Raw genomic sequence first — 19,735 nt, 5'->3', positions numbered from 1 at the left:
TCCCATCCTTTGCATTTTGGCGTAATAGCGTAAACGACAAGTGTCGATCAATACGCTTTGACGGCAGGCTGGGGTTGATCCCGCAACGCTGCCAGCAATGCCGCTGCGCTGGCGCCACGACAATCAATAACGTTCCGGGCGCCCGCTGCCTGCGCAAGGCTGGCAACCCGGGGGCTCGGTACAAACAGCGGCAGACCGGCCAGATCCGGCCATGAATCACCTGCCAACTGAAGCAAATGTTCAAAACCCTGCCCACTGCTGACCACCAGCCCGTTCAAGCGTTCCACCTCTACGCGTTGCAACAGGGTGCCGGGGGCGTGCTGCGGCAGGTAGCGACGGTACAGCGGCAGGTAATCGACACCCACCCCCCGTTCGCGTAATTGCTCGGCCAGCAGTTCACGTCCCTCATTGCCGCGCATGATCAGTACGCGACTTCCAGGTACGGCAATCGCCTGTTTAAGGCGTGGATGGTCGAGCAAGGCCTCGCTGTCATCGCCCTGCTCCGGCCAGCTCGCATCGAGTCCGTAATCAAGGAGTATCTGCCCGGTTGCTGAACCCACACTGAACCACGGCTGCATAGGCGGTTGCGGCCACACTTCATCGATCAGTTCGATGGCCAGCCGCGCAGCAGGTTTGCTGACCACGATGACTGCACTGTAATTGAGCAGCTCGAAAATGATCGAACGCTGTGCAGGCGTCAAGGGTAAAGGCTCGGTTTCAAGTAAAGGCAGACTGCTGCTGAAGATTCCGGCATCTGCCAGCACCCTTGCCAGCGCCGCCGATTCTTCGGCGGGACGGGTCAGCAGCAGACGCCAGGCACTCATTCGTTGTTGGCCTCGCCGTAGACGGCCTTGAGGATCTCGGCAGCCCCTTGAGCCAGCAATGCTTCGGCAACCTGCACGCCCAGCGCCTGTGCAGAGGTCTGCGGCGCTCGGGCGTCGGCGTGCAGCAACACCCGCCCTGACGGATCGCCGACCAGCCCGCGCAGCCAGACATCATCGCCTTCCAGCACTGCGTAACAGGCGATAGGCACCTGACAGCCACCATTGAGGTGCTTGTTCAGCGAACGTTCGGCAATCACCCGCACAGCGGTGTCTTCATGGTGCAGCGGGGCCAGCAGGGCATGAATTTCGGCATCGACGCTGCGGCACTCGATACCCACAGCCCCCTGGCCACCCGCTGGCAGGCTGTCATCGACGCTGATCGCCGAGGTGATGCGGTCTTCGAAGCCCAGGCGGATCAAGCCGGCAGCGGCAAGAATAATGGCGTTGTATTCGCCGGCGTCCAGCTTGGCCAAACGGGTATTGACGTTGCCACGCAGGAAACGGATCTGCAGGTCAGGACGTCGCGCCAGCAGTTGGGCCTGGCGGCGCAGGCTGGAGGTGCCGACGATGCTTCCCGCCGGCAGTGCGTCCAGGCTCTCAAAGGTATTGGACACGAACGCATCGCGCGGGTCTTCACGCTCGCAGATGCAGAACAGACCCAGCCCCTGGGGGAAGTCCATCGGCACGTCTTTCATCGAGTGCACGGCGATGTCGGCGTTGTCTTCCAGCAACGCCGTTTCCAGCTCTTTGACGAACAGGCCTTTGCCGCCGATTTTCGACAGCGGGGAGTCGAGCAGCTTGTCGCCACGGCTGACCATGGGCACCAGGGTAACGAGCAGGCCGGGGTGAGCCTGTTCGAGGCGAGCTTTTACGTATTCGGCCTGCCAGAGCGCCAGCGCACTTTTGCGCGTGGCAATGCGGATTTCGCGAGAGGACATTGAACAATCCGTACTGAGTAGATGCGCCGGATAATAACAGCTCAGCCGGGGCGGCTTCAGCGCTGTCTGAAAACTTGGTCAGCGCACTGATCCCGATCAGCCCAATCGGCCAGTGGCTGGACGCTGCAACAGCTGTCAAACGACCAACCGGAAAACACACAGACCTGATACGCCTGTCAGTTCTGTGCCTCGGCTTCGCCGCCAGGCTCCAGGGGTAGAGCCCTAGAGCTGCTGCATCATTTTGCGCACACCCGCTACATGGCGGCGACTGACGATCAGCGCATCGCCATTCAGGCCTCTGAGGAACAGCTCGAAATGCCCCACCGGCGTGCGCTTCATGCTTTCGATTCGCTTTCGGGCTACCAGCGCATTGCGGTGAATACGCACGAACCGGTCGCCGAACTCGTCTTCCAGTGCCTTGAGCGGCTCGTCCAGCAGGACTTCACCACCTTCGTGGCGCAGGGTGACGTACTTGTGATCGGCGATGAAGTAGATCACCTGATCCAGCGGAATCAATTCGATACCTTTTCGGGTACGCGCACTGATGTGCGTGCGCGGCCCGGAACCGCTTTCTGCCGCCGGCCGTGTCATCGCCGCCAATTGCACGCGGTTTGGTCGCTCGGCCTTTTTCAACGCTTCGATAAGATGCTCGGCGCGCACAGGCTTGACCAGATAGCCGACCGCGCTGACCTGAAAGGCTTCCAAGGCAAATTCGTCGTGGGCGGTGCAAAAGACCACGGCGGGCGGAGCTTCCCGTTCGCACAGTTTGGCAGCCACCTGCAGGCCGTCGATACCCGGCATACGGATATCAAGTAGCACCACGTCAGGCTTGTGCTTTTCGATCAGCGCCAAGGCTTCTTCGCCATTGGAAGCGCTGTCTTCCAGTACTCGATAACCCTCGATTTCATTGACCATGCGGCTCAATCGCTCGCGGGCCAGGGGTTCGTCATCAACGATCAGGACATTCATATAGCTCTGGCTTCCTGCGTGAGTCTCGCACAAGGATAGCGTAGACAGGTGTAGTGACGACCGTCACGGCGCTCCACGCTCAGACTGGCGTGCGGGCCAAAAAGTGCCGCAATACGCGCACCTATATTCGACAGGGCCTGTTGAGTACCGTTGGAAGTCTGCCGATTGGCAACTTCTTCATAGGGATTGCTGACGCTCAATATGAACTCTCCCCCTTTATAGTCCGCTTCGACCGTTACCACGCCTCCGTCAATTCGCGGAGCAATGCCATAAATCAAAGCGTTTTCAAGTAATGGTTGCAAGGTTAGCTGGGGAATCGGCAAGTCATCAGGAATTGCGCTCACCCTCCAGTCCAACTGTAGACGCTCGCCGAGACGATATTGCTCAATCGATAAATATCGTTTTGCCAATGCCAGCTCTTCGCTCCACGTCACCAGGCTGCCGGGCTTGGCCAGACTGGCACGAAACAAGTCGGAAAGATCCAGCACTGCCTGCTCGGCCTTGCCCGGATCGCTGGCGACCAGGCTGGCGATGCTGTTGAGAGTATTGAACAGAAAGTGCGGGCGGATTCGCGCTTGCAACGATTCAATCCTGGCCCGCAGCTCGCCCTGCTGCTGTTTGCGCCACTGACTCTGCAAGTAGAAGTAGCGCAGCATCAGGGCTGACATGATCAGGGCGATGGTCGAGTAACGCAGGTAGCGCTCGACCATCCCGCTGATTGAAATCCGCCCGGTAAGCTGACAAACGTCGGTGACGGCTGTGCAAAGAAGGGTCAGGCCGACGACCAGCAGGCAACTGAGCATGCCGGCCAGCCCCGGCGTCAGGCGCGCCAGCCAGGGTCGCAAGCCGCAGAGCAGCGCTGCGGACAGCAACACGATCCACTGCACGAACAGCGACATCAGCGCCAGACGTACCCAGTCGAAACCGGCACGCATCGGTTCTACCAGCACCAGAATCACCACCAGCAGCTCGGCCAGCACGACAAGCACCAGCAATGCCTGCGGCAGGCACAGTTCGGGGAGAAAAAAATCTTTGCCGGGCGCAGGCCTGGCAGGGGTTTTCACAGGTTCTATTCGCATGCTTGCAGTCTCTGCCCAAGCCTTGTCAGCGGCAAGCCATCCGGAAATAAAAAAGCAGCAACCCTGTTATCATCGCAACCGCCCTTGTGCCAGGTATCGGGCACGCCACTTTCTGTTGAGCAACGAGCGAATCCATGAGCACCGACAAGACCAACCAGTCCTGGGGCGGCCGCTTCAGTGAACCCGTCGACGCGTTTGTCGCGCGTTTCACTGCCTCCGTCACCTTCGATCAACGCCTGTATCGCCACGACATCATGGGCTCCATCGCCCACGCCACCATGCTGGCCAAGGTGGGCGTCCTGACCGACGCCGAGCGCGATACCATCGTGGACGGCCTGAACACCATTCAGGCCGAGATCGAGGCCGGCAACTTCGAATGGCGCGTCGATCTCGAAGACGTGCACATGAACATCGAGGCCCGCCTGACCGATCGTATCGGTATCACCGGCAAGAAGCTGCACACCGGTCGCAGCCGTAACGATCAGGTCGCCACCGATATCCGCCTGTGGCTGCGTGACGAAATCGACCTGATCCTCAGTGAGATCACCCGCCTGCAAAAGGGCCTGCTGGTTCAGGCCGAGCGCGAATCCGATACCATCATGCCCGGCTTCACGCACCTGCAGACCGCACAGCCGGTCACATTTGGTCACCATATGCTGGCCTGGTTTGAAATGCTCAGCCGTGACTACGAGCGTCTGGTGGACTGCCGCAAACGCTTGAACCGCATGCCTTTGGGCAGCGCTGCGCTGGCAGGCACCACCTACCCGATCGACCGCGAGCTGACCTGCAAACTGCTGGGTTTCGACGTGGTGGGCGGCAACTCGCTGGACGGCGTTTCGGACCGTGACTTCGCCATTGAATTCTGCTCGGCTGCGTCCATCGCGATGATGCACTTGTCGCGCTTTTCCGAAGAACTGGTGCTCTGGACCAGTGCGCAGTTCCAGTTCATCGATCTGCCGGATCGCTTCTGTACCGGCAGCTCGATCATGCCGCAGAAGAAAAACCCTGACGTGCCTGAGCTGGTGCGTGGCAAGAGTGGCCGCGTATTCGGCGCGCTGATGGGCCTGCTGACCCTGATGAAAGGCCAGCCGCTGGCTTACAACAAGGACAATCAGGAAGACAAGGAGCCCCTGTTCGACGCTGCCGACACCCTGCGTGATTCGCTGCGTGCGTTTGCCGACATGATCCCGGCAATCAAACCCAGGCACGCCATCATGCGCGAAGCGGCGCTGCGCGGGTTCTCGACCGCTACCGATCTGGCTGACTATCTGGTTCGCCGTGGCCTGCCGTTCCGTGACTGCCACGAAATTGTTGGCCATGCCGTGAAATATGGCGTCGAGACCGGCAAGGACCTGGCTGAAATGAGCCTGGAAGAGTTGCGTCAATTCAGTAACCAGATCGAGCAGGACGTGTTCGCCGTGCTGACCCTGGAAGGCTCGGTCAACGCCCGTAACCATGTCGGCGGCACCGCACCTGAACAAGTCCGCGCCGCCGTGGCTCGTGGCCAGGAGCTGCTGGCCGGGCGTTGAATGCAACCAAGGCTTTCCTGGAGCCTGAGGAACGACAACTCAACGATCGTGCGACGCTCCGCGTCGCATGCTGTTCCGGACGCTCTGCGTCCGGTCTTGAGTATGCGGCGCAGCGCAGATTTGTGACGCAGAGCGTCACCCACGGCATTCCTACGCTGTGGACTGCCCCCCGGAAGTTGGACAGTTTTAGCTTGCCGCCTGAGTCCTGTATTTTACGGGGCTCAGGCCGCCTAGCTTCAGCTTAATGCGGTCATGGTTGTAGTAGCGGATGTACTCCTCCAGACCTGCCGTCAGCTCTTCTATGCTTTCAAATCGTTTCAAGTAGAAAAACTCGGACTTAAGCGTACCAAAAAAGCTTTCCATCGCAGCGTTGTCCAGGCAATTTCCCTTACGAGACATGCTTTGCTTCACACCCTTTGCCGCCAGTTTCTGACGGTACTGCGCGTGTTGATACTGCCAGCCTTGATCCGAGTGCATCACAAGCTTCGGCTCGTCTTGCAACTGCTGCAACGCCTTGTCCAGCATACTGGTGACCAGCTCAAAGCACGGCCTGGTAGACAATTCGTACGCCACGATCTCACCGTTGTACAGGTCCATCACAGGCGAGAGATACAGCTTTCGATTGGCCACTTTAAACTCGGTCACATCGGTCACCCATTTCTGGTTCGGGCGTTGCGCCGTGAAATTGCGCTCCAGCAAATTCGGTGCAATTTTTCCGACGGTGCCCTTATAGGAACGGTATTTTTTTGGTCGAACAACGGAGCGCAGACCCAGTTCAGCCATCAATCTCTCCACAACCTTCTTGTTGACCAGCGTGCCTGAGTTGCGGATAACCGCTGTGATGCGCCGAGCCCCATAAAGACCTCTCTCCTCGTGATAAATCCGCTCTACCTCCTGCTTTAGAGCAGCATCTGGATCGGGTCTGGATTGCACCTGAACCTGATAGTAGAACGTACTGCGCGCCAAGCCCGCCAGCGTCAGAAGGGCGCAGAGCGAGAAGCGGCTCCTCAGTTGTTTGACGATCAGGGCTTTTTCTTTTGCCGTCGTTGCTGCTCCTTCAACTCTTCCAACTTTTTTAGGTAAGCGTTCTCCATGCGCAGGTATTCGAGCTCGGCCATTAACTGGTCACGCGTCTTCTGCGTATCGTCGTCGATTACTGGTGCGGTGGGATAAGGCTTCTTGGGCATGGCAACAGACTTTCTTCTCTTGGGAACGTAGGGGGCTAGATCGTTACTGTAATGCTGCTGTTCCCAAATGACTATTTGGCCAGGATCACCAATACCAAAATGCGCTGCGGTCTGGCGAAGGGACAGCCCGTGCTCGCGCTTGTGCTCCAGCACTGAGCGTTTGAAGGCTTCGCTGTACCGAAGACCAGGCTTACGATGGCCTGTGTGCCCATGGCTCTTGTAATTGGCGACCCAGCGTCGAAGCAGGCTGGAATCGATCGAGAACTGGCTGGACACCTTGCGAAAGCCTATGTTGCCTGCAAGATAGGCTTTGACGACGGTGAGCTTGAATTGCTCTGAATACTTGGCCATTTGAACACCCCCATTAGGTCGGATTGGTGTCCAACTTCTTGGGGGCAGTCCACTGGAGCGTGAGGAACGATAACCTCAACTGTCGTGCGGAAGTTTTTCAACGATCGTGCGACGCTCCGCGTCGCATGCCGTTCCGGACGCTCTGCGTCCGGTCTTGAGTATGCGGCGCAGCGCAGATTTGTGACGCAGAGCGTCACCCACGGCATTCCTACGCTGGAGCGTGAGGAACGATAACCTCAACTGTCGTGCGGAAGTTTTTCAACGATCGTGCGACGCTCCGCGTCGCATGCCGTTCCGGACGCTCTGCGTCCGGTCTTGAGTATGCGGCGCAGCGCAGATTTGTGACGCAGAGTGTCACCCGCAGCATTCCTACGCCGGAGCGTGAGGAACGATGATCTCAACTGTCGTGCCGAAGTTTTTCAACGATCGTGCGACGCTCTGCGTCGCATGCCGTTCTGGACGCTCTGCGTCCGCTCTTGATTGTGCCGCGCAGCGTCAGCCGATTTCCCTCCAGCGCACCCCGCCGTTATCATCGCCGCATCTTGTGAGGGACTTATCCGATGCTCAATGGCCTGTGGCTTGGTTTTTTTGTCGTGGCGACGATTTCTGCGCTGGTGCAGTGGCTGGTGGGCGGCAATGCGGGGATTTTTGCGGCAATGGTCGAAAGCATCTTCGCCATGGCCAAGCTCTCGGTCGAAGTCATGGTGCTGTTGTTCGGCACCCTGACGCTGTGGCTGGGCTTTTTGCGCATTGCAGAGAAGGCCGGGATCGTCGACTGGCTGGCCAAGGTGCTGGGGCCGCTGTTTCTGCGCCTGATGCCGGAAGTCCCGCCAGGCCACCCGGCGCTGGGCCTGATCACCCTCAACTTTGCCGCCAACGCACTGGGGCTCGATAACGCGGCCACGCCTATCGGCCTGAAGGCCATGCGCTCGCTGCAGGAGCTCAACCCGAGCAAGACCGCTGCCAGTAACGCGCAAATCCTGTTTCTGGTGCTCAACGCTTCATCACTGACCCTGCTGCCAGTGACAATCTTTATGTACCGCGCCCAGCAAGGTGCTCCCGATCCGACCCTGGTGTTTCTGCCTATCCTGCTGGCCACCAGCGTCTCGACGTTTGTCGGCCTGTTGTCGGTGGCGTTCATGCAGCGCCTGCGCCTGTGGGACCCGGTGGTGCTCGCCTACCTTATCCCCGGCGCACTGCTGCTTGGTGCGTTCATGGCCTTTCTCGGCACCCTGTCGGCCGCAGCGCTGGCGGGCCTTTCGTCGATTCTCGGCAACCTCACGTTGTTCGGCCTGATCATGATGTTTCTGATCATAGGTACGCTGCGCAAAGTGCTGGTCTACGAGGCGTTCGTTGAAGGCGCGAAAGAAGGCTTCGATGTCGCCAAGAGCCTGCTGCCTTATCTGGTCGCCATGCTCTGTGCGGTCGGCGTGCTGCGCGCATCCGGCGCATTGGACTTCGGCCTGGAAGGCATTCGGCATGTGGTGCAATGGCTGGGGCTGGACACACGCTTCGTCGATGCGCTGCCGACCGCGATGGTCAAACCATTCTCCGGCAGCGCGGCCCGGGCGCTGCTGATCGAAACCATGCAGACACAAGGCGTGGACAGTTTCGCCGCACTGGCTGCCGCGACGATTCAGGGCAGTACAGAAACCACGTTCTACGTGCTGGCGGTATACTTCGGCGCCGTTGGCATCCAGCGCGCCCGACACGCAGTAGGCTGTGCCTTGCTGGCGGAGTTTTCCGGCGTTGTGGCGGCAATCTTCGTCTGCTACTGGTTCTTTGGTGCCACCGCCACCTGAGGCGTCACTGAGCCGGAGCTGCGGGCGCTGACTCAGCCGCAGCAGGCGCCGGTGCCGGTGCCGGTGCCGGTGCCTGAGGTTGCGCCGGTGCCGATTCAGGCGCAGCTTCGTCGCTCGAGTCGCCACCCGGCTTGAGTTTGATGATCCGCCCGGTAGGTCGCTTGACGGCCGGTTGATCTTTGTCGGTCACCACGAAACGCAGAACGCCGATCATCTGACCGTCCTCGGTCAATACCCGTACCTGCCAGCGCCCTGTCACGTCCTCCGGGAAGTTCTGCTTGCGGGTCCAGGCGCGATAGCCCTCCTTGCGCCCACCGTGGATGTCCAGGGCAATGCGGTCCATCTCCTTACCTTCGTGCCACCACACATGGTAGATGCGCTCGTCCAGTCCACGCGGCGCGTTGATGGCGGTGTAGGCGTACAAACCGCCATTGCGCAGTTGTTTGACGCTGATCAGCGAGATGCTGTCGCCCGGCGTCCGGTTCTTGTTATCGAAATCCGGGCTGACGGCCACTTCGGTCAGCCAAAGAGTCGCCGGTGGTACCCACGAACGCAGCAGCCAGCCCGCAGCGCCAATAGCCAGAATCATCGTGATCACCGTCAGCGCGTTACGCCAGGTATTGAGCGCGAAGGTCGACATCAGGCTGGGGACCGACAACAGCATCGCCACGCCCAGCGCCAGTTTGTAACTCTCGGCGGTGGTCAGGTGCAGAATGATCGGTAGCGCGGTAAGCAGTGCAGCAAACAAGGTCAGCGTGTGCAGCGTCATGAACAGCCAGCGTTTGGGGGCCAGCCATTTGTAGTACAAGGGGTCGATGATCGAGATCAGCCCGGCAGCCCCGAGTGCCGCCGTGAACACCGCCTGACCGCTGTTCCAGGTGGTGGTGATGAAAAAGAACGGCAGTACGAAAAACAGACTTTCCTGGTGGATCATCTGCGTGCCGTAGCGCAGCAGGCCCTGCGGAATCTCGCGGCCCAAGGCCTTGTTGAGCAACCCGACCATGGTGTTTTCGACCATCAACCACAGCCAGCTGATCAGCATCACCACGGCGATCCAGGTCGCCAGCGCTTCCTGGCGGTCGACCAGAATGAAACTGGCGATACCGGACACGAAACCGAACGCCGCAATGAGCCCCGGGTAGCGCTGCATCAAGTCGAGCACGGGTGTCACAAAGCGGTTCAGATCACGCATTTCAGTTGTTCACTCGGTTTGAAACATACAAAAAACGCGCAGCTTAACAAACGCTGCGCGCGGCACGCACCCAGAGTGCGGTTCGGCGTCAGAATTCTATGCTTTGCCCCGTGCCCGCCAGCGCCACACGGCCAGCAGCACGATCAGGCCCAGCACGCCACCCGCCAACCAGTACAGTCCGTCATAGCTGAACAGCGGTTTTTCGATGCGCATATAGCCTGGCTGTGCGAGTAACTGGCGCATGGCCTGGTTGGCTGTTTCCAGCTTGACCGCCTTGATGCGCTTGGCCGGATCCTCGAAACGCCCCTTTTCGTAATCGTTGAGCGCGCTCCAATAATAGTCGGCCAGCGCACTATTGCCTTGCGTGGCCCACGATTGCCGGTCGATGGCGAGCTGCTGCAGCCGCGCAAACGTGGCGGGCTGCATACCGTCTTTTTGCAGGCGCTCGACCAGTGCCCGAATATCCCGCTCGGCTTCATCGGTATCATTGCGTTCGACGTCAGCATTGAGGCTCAGAAACCCCACATCGCCGAACACTTCGCGCTCGGCAGACGGCCCATAAGACAGGCTGCGTTTCAGGCGCAGTTCCGTATAGAGCGCCCAGTCCAGGTAAGCCTTGACCAGATCCCAGGTTTCGTCGTGCTGGTCGTCAAGCTGCGGCTCGGGGTAGATCAGGTGCAGCTTGGCGCTCTCGCCCAGCCCACCGCGCTGTAATTCTTGTCGCGCTTGTGCCGAGCCGCTGCCTGGTGCCAACGGTGGGTGATCAATCGGGTCGGTAGGTGCGAGTTTGCCGTAGGTGCGCTCCAGATAGGCAGGCAGGAGCTTGTCCAGATCGCCGACCACGATCAGCGTCATGTTGTTGGGCGCATACCAGTTGGCGAATACGTCTTCGATGTGCTCAAGCTTGATGCCGCCCACTTCGGGACGCTCGGCGCACTTGAGCCCCATCTCCACCGCCAGTTGGCTGATGGCGCTGCGGCCTGAGTCTCGGCGGTCCAGCAGGCGCTGCAAGTGTGAAAAATGCCCGCCGTCTTCGCGCTCTACCACGCGTTTGACGCCGTCCAGACGCGCCTGACTGAGCTCTGTGCGGGTCATGATTTCCAGCAGCAGGTCCAGCACCTTGCGTTGATTGCGCGCAGGCGCTTCGATCACAAACGTGGTGTCGGCGTTGCTGGTGAAGGCGTTCCACTCGCCGCCCAGCGCCTGCATGCGCTCTTCCAGCCCGCCTTCGCCGCCGTCATCAATACCGCTGAACAGCAGATGTTCCAGCAGGTGCGGCAGCTCCTTGTCCTGGCAGGGGAAATCGTCAAAGCCGATGCCCACCACCAGGCGAATGGCGACGTGACCTTTTTCATAGCCGGGTTTGAGCAAGACCTGCAAACCGTTGGGCAGCAGGTAGCCCTCGACCTGAAGGCGGTCAAGGGCAAACGAGGGGAGTGAACCGAGAAGCAGACAAGCGAACAGCAGGCAACGCATAAAACAGCTTTCCTGGCGGGCCGGTATGTTTAACAGACTTCATACCTGGCCTTACGTTCACAGTGATCGTTCGGGCTGGTCCTCACTCGACAAGGCCCCGGTGTCGGACGTTTCCAGCACCACGTAGGCACTGCTGCAAAACAGCGAGTTGAGGCGCTTCATGTCGGCAATCAGTTCCAGGTGCAGAGAACTGGTCTCGATACTTTGCACGACTTTATGTCGCAGACGGCTCACATGCGCGTGCGCCAGGCGACGCTCCTGAGCCCTGAAACGGCGCTTCTCACGCAGCAATTGCCGCGCGCTTTCTTCGTCGCCGCTGAGAAATACCGAAAGGCCCAGGCGCAGATTCGACTGCAGTTGAACCTGTAGATCGGCAAGCTCTTCAAGCCCGACCTCGGAGAATGAGCGACGATGCGAAGTTTTCTGCTGCTGGATCTTGCGCAACATGCGCTCGATCAGGCCGCTGGCCAGTTCCAGGTTGATGGTCAGCTCGATGATTTCAGCCCAGCGCCGGTTGTCGTGCTCGCCGAGGTCTTCGCGGGGCATTTGCGCCAGGTACAGTTTGATCGCGCTGTACAGTGCTTCGACGTCATCGTTCAGACGCCGTACTTCCTGAGTGACCGCCGTTTGTGTGCCGCGCAGCACGGCCAGCATCGAGCCGAGCATGCTCTCGATCAGGTCGCCCATGCGCAGCGTTTCGCGTACGGCGTTGGCCAGTGCGAGGCTGGGCGTCGCCAGCGCGGTCAGGTCCAGATGCCGAGGCCTGGCCAGCCCGCCAACCTCGTTCTGCTGCGGCAGCAAGCCTGCGCATAGCCGCGCCATCGGGCCGACCGTAGGTAGCATGATCAGGCAGCGCACCGTGTTGTAGATCAGGTGGAAGCCGATGACCAGCTCCTGTGGGCGAAAGCCCAGCGTATCGATCCAGGCAACCAGCGGGTCGAGCACCGGAATGATCAACAACAGGCCGAACAGCTTGTACAACAGGCTGCCCAGTGCAACCTGCCGGCCAGCGACGTTCTGCATGCTGGTGCTGAGAAACGCCAGCAGGCCGCTGCCGATGTTGGCACCAATCACCAGGCCGATCGCCACCGGCAGGCCAATGACTTCGGTACCTGCCAGGGTGGCTGTCAGCAGCACTGCCGCCAGGCTAGAGTAGGAAATCAACGCGAACATCGCGCCCACCAGCGCATCCAGCAGCAGATCACCCGTCAGTGAGGCAAACAGCACCTTGACCCCGGCCGCCTGAGTGATCGGTGCGGCAGCGGCGACGATCAATTGCAGCGCCAGCACGATAAGGCCCAGGCCGATACCGACCCGGCCCAACTGACCGGCGCGGGTCTGCTTGCGTGACAGAAAGAACACCACGCCGAGGAAAATCAGCAGCGGCGACAGCCACGACAGGTCGAACGTCAACACACGGGACATCAAGGCCGTGCCGACATCGGCGCCGAGCATGATCACCAGCGCAGGCGTCAGCGTCATCAGCCCCTGGCCCACGAAGGATGTCACCAGCATGGCCGTGGCATTACTGCTCTGCACCATGGCGGTGACCAGAATGCCAGCGATGAAAGCCAGTGGTCGTTTGGACATGTTCTGGCTGAGCAAGCGGCGCAGTTGTGCCCCGTAAACTCGAAGGATGCCAGTACGCACGATATGCGTGCCCCAGATCAGCAGGGCGACGGCAGATAGCAAATCGAGCAGGGTCAGCATGCTGAAAGCCCCCTGAGGTTTGCCCATTCAGGCGATGAATTGAAAGATGCAGCATGTAGCGAGCGGGGAAAGGGTGTAATGCTCTACTAAGCTTTTAGTCGGCCTTTGGCCTTGACGCCAGCATCGCACAGGGTTGGGTTCATTGAAATAAAAGTGTCATAAATCGTTGGCTGATTGTTACGCGTACGCTTGAGCGCTCTGCGTCACAAGACTGCGCCGCGCTGCAAATGCAAGATCGGACGCGGAGCGTCCAGAACGGCATGCGACGCGGAGCGTCGCACGATAGCTGAGATTATCGTTTCTCACGCTCCGGCAGCCCTCAACGAAACCGGTCAACCTCGTTACGCAGTTCGGTCGCCAGGCCATTGAGCTCCTGAGCGGTGATGGCGAGGTTGGACATGACCTGGCGTTGTTCGCTGTTGGCCATGGCGATGCTTTGCAGGTTGCTGCTGAGCATCGTTGCAGTGCTGCTCTGTTCCTGGGTTGCGGTGGTGATGGCTGCGAACTGGTGGCCGGCCGAGCGGCTTTGTTCGTCGATCTGGGCCAGTGCCGAGGCGACTTTGGCGTTGAGCGACAGGCCTTCCTGCATCAGCGTATTGCCCTGCTGCATGGTGCTGATCGCGTTGCCGGTTTCCTGCTGGATACTGGCGATCATGCCGGAAATCTCGTCGGTCGCTTCGCGAGTACGAGACGCCAGGCTGCGCACTTCGTCAGCCACCACGGCAAAGCCGCGGCCTTGTTCACCGGCACGCGCGGCCTCGATGGCGGCGTTGAGGGCCAGCAGGTTGGTCTGGTCGGCAATCGAGGTGATCACCCCGACAATGCTGCCAATTTCCTGCGAGCGCTGGCCCAGTGTGTCGATGACTGTGGCGGTGCTGCTCAGCGAGGTGGCGATTTGTTGCAGCGATGAAGACGCCTCGTCCATCGAGGTGCGACCGATGCGGGTCTGCTGGGCGTTTTCCTGCGCCAGGCGCTCGGTGTTGCCCATGTTGTCGGCGATGTTCATCGACGTGGCGCTGAATTCTTCGACCGCACCGGCCATGCTGGTGATCTCGCCGGACTGTTGTTCCATGCCCTCGTAAGCGCCGCCAGACAACCCGGACAGTGCGTGGGCACGGGTGCTGACTTCCTGCGCGGCGGTACGGATATGCGACACCATGGAGGACAGCGCTTCACTCATCTTGTTGAAGCTGCCGGACAGTTGGCCGATCTCGTCGTTGCTGGTCACATTGAGGCGCACGCTCAGGTCGCCCGCGCCCAGTGCATCGGCCTGGCGAACCAGCTCAGACAACGGACGCAGCTTGCTGCGCAGCAGCCAGATAGCGCTGATGACGGCGATCAGCATGGCCAGCAGGCTACCGATGGCCAGTTGGGTGCCGACGCTCCAGGTCACTTCGCTGATTTCACTGCGTGGCATGCTGGCGATGACTGTCCAGGGGCCACCAGCGAACGGTTGGCCGACGCTGTAGAAGTCGCCGCCGCCTTCATTCCAGAACTGTGCCTTGCCCGGTTTGCTTGCAAGGTCAGCGACAGCTTTCGCGGCACCGTCGAGGGATTTGATGCCCGCAGGCGGAACCAGCCAGGTGCCCTTCTCATCGAGCAATGCCAGCGAGCCGGTAGAGCCGATGCGGAAGCTCTTCAGGTTATCGAACTGGGTTTTCTGTGCATCGGTGTAATCGAATCCTACAAACAGCGCGGCAATGATCTTGCCGCTGCTGTCGCGAACCGGGCTGTATTGCGTCATGTAGTAGCGATCAAACAACACCGCTTTGCCTACGTAGCTCTGACCGGCCATCAAACGCTCATAGGCAGTGCCCTTGCGATCCAGCACGGTGCCGATGGCGCGCGTACCATCCTGTTTGCTCAACGAGGTGCTGATACGAATGAAGTCGTCGCCGCTGCGCACGAATATCGTCGCGACGCCTGCGGTCATCGAACGAAATTCGTCGACTTCGGTAAAGTCGTTGTTCAGGGCAGTATCGCGCAGATACAGGCCTGGGGTCTGGGTGCCCGCGACCGCAACCGGTTTGTCGGTCTGCAAGGTCAGGCCGCCGGCGAAGCGCTTCTCGAACAAGCCGCTCAGGCGCTGGGTGCTGTCGCGCAGTGTGCTGTGAAAGGTGCTGAGCTGATCGGCCAGCAACCGGGCTTCGCTCGACATGTGTTCTTCGCGAATGACCAGATTGGATGCGTCCAGAGACCTCAGAGCGAACAGCGTACTGCCGCTGATAACAACTGCCAGGATCACCGCCAGAGCAATACCGAGTTGCGAGGCAATTCGGGTACGGGGCTTGGACATAGAGACTCCACGCCAAATGATTGGAGTCGCCGGGTCCGTGGCTTACCATTCAGCTGATTTTAGTTAAGGTTTTCAAGCCACCGGATGGGCGGTCGTTAAACATTTCTTCGGCCAGTAAGATCGTTACTTGAGCGCGAGGCGCGACATTAACAAATGATGGCAGTTCAATACTAAACAAATTTTTCAACGCAGTACTTCAACTAGCGGCAACTTCATCGCCTTCACTTCCGCCTGAAGAAAATCGCTCAGCCGCCGCAACCGCTCTGCGCCGGGCCTTGTGCGCGGCCACACCAGGTAATAGTTCTCGCCACTGAACACTGCCGTGCGCCACGGCAGGCTCAAGCGCGACTGCGCCAGATCCTCGGCGACCATCAGCAAATCGCCCATCGACACGCCATAACCCCGTGCTGCCGCAATCATCCCCAGTTCAAGCGTGTCGAAAACCTGCCCGCCCTTGAGCGAGACCTGGTCTGCCAGACCCATGCGGTTGAGCCAGGTGCGCCAGTCACGCCGATCAGGTGTGGGGTGCAGCAATTCGGCCTTGGCCAGCCGCTCTACATCCCACGGCGGATCCTGCGACAACGTCGGTGCACCCACCGGAATCAACAACTCCGCAAACAGCAGCGTGGCTTCCCAGTCCGAGGGGAAATGCCCCTGGCTGAGCAGAATCGCGCAGTCGAAAGGCTCCCGGGTAAAGTCCACGGCATCGATGTCCATCCATGCGCTGGTCAGTTGCACCTCGTTACCCACTTGCAGATGACGGAAGCGGCTGAGCCGGGCCAGCAGCCAGCGCATGGTCAGGGTCGATGGCGCTTTCATGCGCAGGACGCCCTCGTCGGTCTGCAGCGTGCTGCACGCTCGCTCCAGAGCCAGGAAGCCGTCGCGTACGCCGGGTAACAAGGTGCGTGCCGACTCGGTCAGTTGCAAGTTGCGCCCGTTACGCTGAAACAAACGGCAGGCAAAGTGCTCTTCCAGCGTGCGGATATGGCGGCTTACTGCACTTTGAGTAATCGATAGTTCTTCAGCCGCCCGCGTGAACGAGGTATGTCGTGCGGCGGCTTCAAACGCCCTTAGTGCATAAAGAGGAGGCAGATTACGAGGCATGCGGAGCTTCCTGCTGGCGACGAGCAGCTACTTTACTGCAGATTGATTCAGATGAGTTTTACTCATGCAGCGCATCAGGTTTATCGTTTTGTGCTTCGACGTCCAAGCGCCCAGAATAGATGCTCATCCGAACTCCCGCCGTAGAGCACCGCCGACATGCAGCCGCCCGCCTTCAAAGAACTCTGGATCATCCTGCGCCTGGCCGGGCCGCTGATCGCCTCACAGATGGCGCACATGCTGATGGTCTTCACCGACACCGTTATGATGGGCAAAATTGGCCCCGAAGCGCTGGCGGGCGGCGGTCTGGGCGCTGCCACATACAGCTTCATCTCGTTCTTCTGTGTGGGCGTGATGGCGGCGGTTGGTACGCTGGTGTCGATTCGGCATGGCGCAGGCGACAGCGAAGGGGTAACCCGCCTGACGCAGGCGGGCCTGTGGCTGGCGTGGGGGATGGCGTTGATCGCCGCACTGCTGCTGTGGAATCTCGAGCCGATCCTGTTGCAGTTAGGGCAGGCCGAAGCCAACGTGCACATGGCTGCTCAATTTCTGATCACCCTGCCCTTCGCGCTGCCCGGCCTGCTCAGCTTCATGGCGCTGCGCGGCTTTACCAGCGCGCTCGGCCGCGCAGGCCCGGTGATGACTATCAGCGTGGCCGGGGCTGTCGCCAACTTTGTGCTTAATTACGCGATGATCAATCAGTGGCTCGGGCTGCCCAATCTGGGGCTGATGGGGATCGGGCTGGTGACTGCGATGGTGACCAACTGCATGGCGCTGGCGCTCGCCTGGCACATCAAAAGGCACCCCGCCTACGCGGCGTACCCGATCAGCAAGGGGCTGTCGAAGCTCTCGCGCAGTCACCTGAAAGAGCTGTGGCGTCTTGGCCTGCCGATTGGCGGGACTTATGCGGTCGAGGTCGGTCTGTTCACCTTTGCGGCGTTCTGCATGGGCGCAATGGGCAGCACGCAGATGGCGGCGCACCAGATCGCCCTGCAGACGGTGTCCATGGCGTTCATGATCCCGGTGGGTATTTCTTACGCAGTGACCATGCGCATCGGCCAGCACTACGGTGCCGGCAACATACTGATGGCGCGCACGGCAGGCCGTCTGGGCATCGGTTTTGGCGGCAGCGTGATGCTGCTGTTCGGCATTTTTTTCTGGCTGGCCCCGCATTGGGTCATCGGCCTGTTTCTGGACCTTGATGACCCGGCGTTTGCCGAGATTGTCGTGCTGGCCGCAAAACTGCTGGCCATTGCGGCCTGGTTCGAGTTTTTCGACGGCACCCAGACCATCGCCATGGGCGCGATTCGCGGGCTCAAGGATGCCCGCACCACATTCCTGATCGGGCTCGGCTGCTATTGGCTGATCGCCGCGCCTGCCGCATGGCTGCTGGGTTTTTATGCTGACGGCGGTGCGTCGGGTGTCTGGTGGGGGTTGGCGCTGGGCCTGTTCTGCTCGGCCGTGGCGCTGACATACGCGTTTGAATGGAAGACCGCCCGCCTGTTGCGCAAGGAAGCCGTCGGTGCGGCAGTGCCTGGCTAAGCCAGCGCACTGTCTCAGCCAGACTGAGAAGCATCGGCCTGACTGGCTTCCAGGCGCAGGTACGTCAGCAGTTGCTCCATCGGCAGCGGCCTGCTGATCAGGTAGCCCTGCACCTGATTGCAGCCGAAACTGCGTAACAGCTCCAGCTGCCCGGTGGTCTCGACGCCTTCGGCGACCACTTCCAGATTGAGGTTGTGCGCCAGCGTGATCATGGCGTTGACCAGCTTGCGGTTCTCTTCGCGTGCTTCCATCTGCTCGACAAAGCCCATGTCGACCTTGAGCAGCGCAATGGGCAGGCTATTGAGGTGCATGAACGACGAATAGCCCGTGCCGAAGTCATCCAGTGAAAACCGCACGCCCAGCCGGCCCAACGCTTCCATGGTCTGTCTGACCTGATCGCTGCGGCGCATCACCGCTGTTTCGGTCAGTTCGAACTCCAGCCAGTGCGCGTCGACGTTGTGCTCTTCGATCAGGCGATTGAGCGTCGGCAACAGCTGACTGTCCTGAAACTGCCGGAACGACAGGTTGATCGCCATGTGCAGCGGCGCCAGGCCTTGCTCGCGCAGGGCCTGCATGTCTTTCAAGGCCCGGAAGATGACCCAGTAGCCGAGTGGCACGATCAGGCCGCTTTGCTCGGCCAGCGGTATGAACTCACTGGGCGGCAACAGCCCACGCTCTTGATGACGCCAGCGCACCAGCGCTTCGAGGCCGACAATACGGCCCGTGTTCAGGCACAGCCGCGGCTGGTAATGCAGCTCCATCTCGTCGCGGCGCAAGGCCCGTCGCAGTTCGCCCTCCAGGTCGGCGAGGCTGCGCGCGTTGCGATTGATGCGCTCGTCGAACAGGTGGAAGGTGCAGCCCTGCATGCTTTTGGCCTGACGCATGGCGATATGCGCGTGCCACATCAGCGGGTCGGCTTCGGGGCGGGTGGGTGAGTGCGCAATGCCCAGGCTGCAGCCGAGCAGCAGGCTTTCGCCATCGACCCAGTAAGGCTCGGCCAGCACGTCGGTAATACGTTCGGCCAGTTGCAGGGCGCGCGTGGGGGTGGTTCGGGTATCGATCAACAGGGCAAATTCATCACCGCCAAGACGGGCGATCTGGTCGCCGGCATCGAGCTGGTTTTTCAGGCGCGCCACCACTTGCAGAATCAGCCGGTCGCCGGCTTGATGCCCCAGCGAATCGTTGGCGTGGCGGAAGTTGTCCAGGTCCAGATGCCCCAGCGCCAGGCTGCCGCCCTCTGCCAGACGGTTGGCCAGCAGCGCCTGAAAACCCTGACGGTTGGCGATGCCGGTCAACGGATCCTGGCCAGCCAGACGTCGCAAGGTGTCTTCCAGGCGGCTGCGCTCATGAACGTAGCGCAGGCAGCGGCGCAGGACATCGCCGGTCAACGTGTCGCGCACCAGCCAGTCACTGACACCGCTCGGTCCGACCAGCGGTTCCTCTTCCAGCAGCACCACGGTTGGCAGCAGGCAGGTTCCGGTTTTGGGCAGCAGGTCGGGCGTGGTAAGCAGCACGGTATTGCGCTCGCTGCCGTACCGAGCACTGAAAACATCCCAGTTCGCGCCATGCAGCAGGATCACATTGCCGCCCGGTGCGGCGGCGCAACCGTTCAGAAGCGCCTGCCAGAAAGGCTCGTGTGCCAATAAAAGCAATCGCAGGGGTTCGACAGGTGTAGGCAATCTAACTTCCTAAGTACAAAGGAAAAATCGGTGGCCGCACTCTTCAGGGAGCGCGACAGA

Annotated in this window: 14 protein-coding genes; 3 read left to right on the top strand and 11 right to left on the bottom strand. The window is 60.4% G+C overall.

Going from position 1 to position 19,735, the window contains the following annotated elements:
- Positions 1 to 47: 47 nt before the first annotated feature.
- The 4 genes from PSPTO_RS00690 to PSPTO_RS00675 all read right to left on the bottom strand — a co-directional run bounded on the left by PSPTO_RS00690 (position 48) and on the right by PSPTO_RS00675 (position 3,810).
- On the bottom strand, positions 48 to 824 hold the full coding sequence (locus tag PSPTO_RS00690; RefSeq protein WP_011103002.1) for a uroporphyrinogen-III synthase: 777 nt from the start codon (positions 822 to 824) through the stop codon (positions 48 to 50).
- Positions 821 to 1,762 carry a hydroxymethylbilane synthase gene (hemC, locus tag PSPTO_RS00685; RefSeq protein WP_011103001.1) on the bottom strand — a complete coding sequence of 314 codons (942 nt, stop codon included), beginning with the start codon at positions 1,760 to 1,762 and terminating at the stop codon, positions 821 to 823. Before hemC ends, PSPTO_RS00690 begins: the two co-directional genes overlap by 4 nt.
- Before the next feature lie 222 nt (positions 1,763 to 1,984).
- Positions 1,985 to 2,731, bottom strand: coding sequence for a LytR/AlgR family response regulator transcription factor (locus PSPTO_RS00680; protein WP_007247212.1), 747 nt, complete (start codon positions 2,729 to 2,731; stop codon positions 1,985 to 1,987).
- On the bottom strand, positions 2,728 to 3,810 hold the full coding sequence (locus PSPTO_RS00675; RefSeq protein WP_007247213.1) for a sensor histidine kinase: 1,083 nt from the start codon (positions 3,808 to 3,810) through the stop codon (positions 2,728 to 2,730). Before PSPTO_RS00675 ends, PSPTO_RS00680 begins: the two co-directional genes overlap by 4 nt.
- A gap of 134 nt (positions 3,811 to 3,944) precedes the next feature.
- On the opposite strand from PSPTO_RS00675, the gene argH reads away from it, so the two are divergent.
- Complete coding sequence (gene argH / locus PSPTO_RS00670; RefSeq protein WP_011103000.1) at positions 3,945 to 5,339, top strand: argininosuccinate lyase; 1,395 nt, start codon at positions 3,945 to 3,947, stop codon at positions 5,337 to 5,339.
- A 186-nt stretch (positions 5,340 to 5,525) separates the two neighbouring features.
- On the opposite strand, the gene PSPTO_RS00660 is transcribed toward argH, so the two are convergent.
- Positions 5,526 to 6,877 (bottom strand): IS3-like element ISPsy8 family transposase gene (locus tag PSPTO_RS00660; protein WP_149032136.1). Its coding sequence is split into 2 segments (ribosomal slippage): positions 5,526 to 6,418 and positions 6,418 to 6,877, totalling 1,353 coding nucleotides; the frame shifts between segments, so codons are not numbered across the junction.
- Positions 6,878 to 7,437: 560 nt separating this feature from the next.
- Here PSPTO_RS00660 and PSPTO_RS00650 point away from each other — a divergent pair.
- Positions 7,438 to 8,679 (top strand): nucleoside recognition domain-containing protein, encoded by a 1,242-nt coding sequence (locus PSPTO_RS00650; protein WP_007247215.1) that lies wholly within the window; start codon positions 7,438 to 7,440, stop codon positions 8,677 to 8,679.
- Positions 8,680 to 8,683: 4 nt separating this feature from the next.
- On the opposite strand, the gene PSPTO_RS00645 is transcribed toward PSPTO_RS00650, so the two are convergent.
- From PSPTO_RS00645 to PSPTO_RS00620, 5 genes are all read right to left on the bottom strand, one after another.
- Positions 8,684 to 9,871 carry a DUF5924 family protein gene (locus tag PSPTO_RS00645; RefSeq protein ID WP_011102998.1) on the bottom strand — a complete coding sequence of 396 codons (1,188 nt, stop codon included), beginning with the start codon at positions 9,869 to 9,871 and terminating at the stop codon, positions 8,684 to 8,686.
- Positions 9,872 to 9,967: 96 nt separating this feature from the next.
- Positions 9,968 to 11,347: a M16 family metallopeptidase gene (locus PSPTO_RS00640; RefSeq protein WP_011102997.1), complete on the bottom strand. Its 1,380-nt coding sequence runs from the start codon at positions 11,345 to 11,347 to the stop codon at positions 9,968 to 9,970.
- Positions 11,348 to 11,404: 57 nt separating this feature from the next.
- Positions 11,405 to 13,057, bottom strand: coding sequence for a Na/Pi cotransporter family protein (locus PSPTO_RS00635; protein WP_011102996.1), 1,653 nt, complete (start codon positions 13,055 to 13,057; stop codon positions 11,405 to 11,407).
- Positions 13,058 to 13,376: 319 nt separating this feature from the next.
- Positions 13,377 to 15,353 carry a methyl-accepting chemotaxis protein gene (locus PSPTO_RS00625; RefSeq protein ID WP_005769504.1) on the bottom strand — a complete coding sequence of 659 codons (1,977 nt, stop codon included), beginning with the start codon at positions 15,351 to 15,353 and terminating at the stop codon, positions 13,377 to 13,379.
- A 183-nt stretch (positions 15,354 to 15,536) separates the two neighbouring features.
- Positions 15,537 to 16,457 carry a LysR substrate-binding domain-containing protein gene (locus PSPTO_RS00620; RefSeq protein ID WP_005769505.1) on the bottom strand — a complete coding sequence of 307 codons (921 nt, stop codon included), beginning with the start codon at positions 16,455 to 16,457 and terminating at the stop codon, positions 15,537 to 15,539.
- Positions 16,458 to 16,613: 156 nt separating this feature from the next.
- Between PSPTO_RS00620 and PSPTO_RS00615 the strand changes: the two genes are divergently transcribed.
- Positions 16,614 to 17,996 (top strand): NorM family multidrug efflux MATE transporter, encoded by a 1,383-nt coding sequence (locus tag PSPTO_RS00615; RefSeq protein ID WP_011102995.1) that lies wholly within the window; start codon positions 16,614 to 16,616, stop codon positions 17,994 to 17,996.
- A 14-nt stretch (positions 17,997 to 18,010) separates the two neighbouring features.
- On the opposite strand, the gene PSPTO_RS00610 is transcribed toward PSPTO_RS00615, so the two are convergent.
- Positions 18,011 to 19,675: a putative bifunctional diguanylate cyclase/phosphodiesterase gene (locus PSPTO_RS00610; protein WP_007247222.1), complete on the bottom strand. Its 1,665-nt coding sequence runs from the start codon at positions 19,673 to 19,675 to the stop codon at positions 18,011 to 18,013.
- Positions 19,676 to 19,735 lie beyond the last annotated feature (60 nt).

The sequence above is a fragment of the Pseudomonas syringae pv. tomato str. DC3000 genome (genome assembly GCF_000007805.1).
Classification (GTDB): Bacteria; Pseudomonadota; Gammaproteobacteria; order Pseudomonadales; family Pseudomonadaceae; genus Aquipseudomonas; species Aquipseudomonas avellanae.
This window is presented reverse-complemented; position numbering and strand designations above follow the sequence as displayed.

What these genes read in the sequence shown, in the direction of transcription:
- PSPTO_RS00690 (WP_011103002.1), bottom strand. Translation starts at nt 824, where the DNA reads ATGAGTGCCTGGCGTCTGCTGCTGACCCGTCCCGCCGAAGAATCGGCG.
- hemC (WP_011103001.1), bottom strand. Translation starts at nt 1,762, where the DNA reads ATGTCCTCTCGCGAAATCCGCATTGCCACGCGCAAAAGTGCGCTGGCG.
- PSPTO_RS00680 (WP_007247212.1), bottom strand. Translation starts at nt 2,731, where the DNA reads ATGAATGTCCTGATCGTTGATGACGAACCCCTGGCCCGCGAGCGATTG.
- PSPTO_RS00675 (WP_007247213.1), bottom strand. Translation starts at nt 3,810, where the DNA reads ATGCGAATAGAACCTGTGAAAACCCCTGCCAGGCCTGCGCCCGGCAAA.
- argH (WP_011103000.1), top strand. Translation starts at nt 3,945, where the DNA reads ATGAGCACCGACAAGACCAACCAGTCCTGGGGCGGCCGCTTCAGTGAA.
- PSPTO_RS00650 (WP_007247215.1), top strand. Translation starts at nt 7,438, where the DNA reads ATGCTCAATGGCCTGTGGCTTGGTTTTTTTGTCGTGGCGACGATTTCT.
- PSPTO_RS00645 (WP_011102998.1), bottom strand. Translation starts at nt 9,871, where the DNA reads ATGCGTGATCTGAACCGCTTTGTGACACCCGTGCTCGACTTGATGCAG.
- PSPTO_RS00640 (WP_011102997.1), bottom strand. Translation starts at nt 11,347, where the DNA reads ATGCGTTGCCTGCTGTTCGCTTGTCTGCTTCTCGGTTCACTCCCCTCG.
- PSPTO_RS00635 (WP_011102996.1), bottom strand. Translation starts at nt 13,057, where the DNA reads ATGCTGACCCTGCTCGATTTGCTATCTGCCGTCGCCCTGCTGATCTGG.
- PSPTO_RS00625 (WP_005769504.1), bottom strand. Translation starts at nt 15,353, where the DNA reads ATGTCCAAGCCCCGTACCCGAATTGCCTCGCAACTCGGTATTGCTCTG.
- PSPTO_RS00620 (WP_005769505.1), bottom strand. Translation starts at nt 16,457, where the DNA reads ATGCCTCGTAATCTGCCTCCTCTTTATGCACTAAGGGCGTTTGAAGCC.
- PSPTO_RS00615 (WP_011102995.1), top strand. Translation starts at nt 16,614, where the DNA reads ATGCAGCCGCCCGCCTTCAAAGAACTCTGGATCATCCTGCGCCTGGCC.